This window comes from Mycobacterium aquaticum (assembly GCF_002086485.1).
GTDB classification, from domain to species: domain Bacteria; phylum Actinomycetota; class Actinomycetes; order Mycobacteriales; family Mycobacteriaceae; genus Mycobacterium; species Mycobacterium aquaticum.
Genome location: NZ_MVHF01000093.1, coordinates 1 through 1,194 on the forward strand (window position 1 = coordinate 1; position 1,194 = coordinate 1,194).

The following is a 1,194-nucleotide window of genomic DNA, read 5'->3' on the forward strand; positions in this document are numbered from 1 at the left end:
GCAGGTCAGCGAGGACGCTGACGAGGCTGCACTGCATCGGCGGATCGAGGAATTGGAGCGGGTGAAGTCCGCGGCGGCCGCCGGGCAGGCCCGCTGCGCGGCACTGCTGGATGCGAAGCGCCGCGCCGCCGACGCGGCCGCCGGGATACCGAAGGCCAAACAGGGCCGCGGGGTCGCCTCGGAGGTCGCCCTGGCCCGCCACGATTCCCCCAATTGCGGCAACCGCCACCTCGGGTTGGCCAACGCCCTGGTGCACGAGATGCCGCACACTTTGGCCGCGTTGGAGTCCGGGGTGCTCTCCGAATGGCGCGCCACGCTGATCGTGCGGGAATCGGCCTGCCTCTCGGTCGAGGACCGCCGGGTGCTCGACGCCCAGATGTGTGCCGAGGTCACCCGGCTCGACGGGATGGGCGACGCGCGCATCGAGGCCGAAGCCAAAAAGATTGCCTACCGGCTGGATCCGCAGGCCGTCGTGGACCGGGCCGCCAAGGCCGCGCAGGACCGCACCGTGACCATCCGGCCGGCACCGGACAGCATGACGGTGGTGACGGTGGTGGTGCCGGTGCAGCAGGGCGTCGGGGTGTTTGCGGCGTTGAAACACCGTGCCGACACCACCTGTGATGGCCGCACCCGCGGTCAGGTGATGGCCGACACGCTCGTCGAGCGGGTCACCGGCCGCCCCGCCGACGTTCCCGAGCCGGTCGCGGTCAATCTGGTCATCTCCGATCAGACCCTGCTCGGTGATGACGAGCACCCCGCGGTCATCGAGGGCTACGGGCCGATGCCCGCGGCGGTGGCCCGCAACCTGGTGCGGGCCGCGGTGGCCGACACGCGGTCGCGGGCCACGCTGCGACGGCTGTATCGGCATCCGAAATCCGGGGCGTTGGTGGCGATGGAGTCGCGGTCGCGCCGGTTCCCCAAGGCGCTGGCCACGTTCATCGGGTTGCGCGATCAAACCTGCCGGACCCCGTACTGCGACGCCCCGATCCGCCACCGCGATCACGCCCACCCGCACGCCGCCGGCGGACCGACCAGCGCCCTCAACGGCCTCGGCGCCTGCGAGCGCTGCAATTACGTCAAAGAATCCCCCGGCTGGGAGGTCCGGACCTCCCTCGAAAACGGGGTCCACACCGCCGAATTCGTCACCCCCACCGGCGCGCACTACCGCTCGACCGCCCCGCCACCCCCGGGCCC

General features: G+C 71.8%; 1 protein-coding gene. It reads left to right on the forward strand.

Translation table 11 applies throughout. From position 1 onward, the window contains the following. Positions 1–1,194 (forward strand): HNH endonuclease (locus tag BST13_RS38035; RefSeq protein WP_245839982.1); only part of this gene is annotated, 1,194 nt, incomplete at both ends.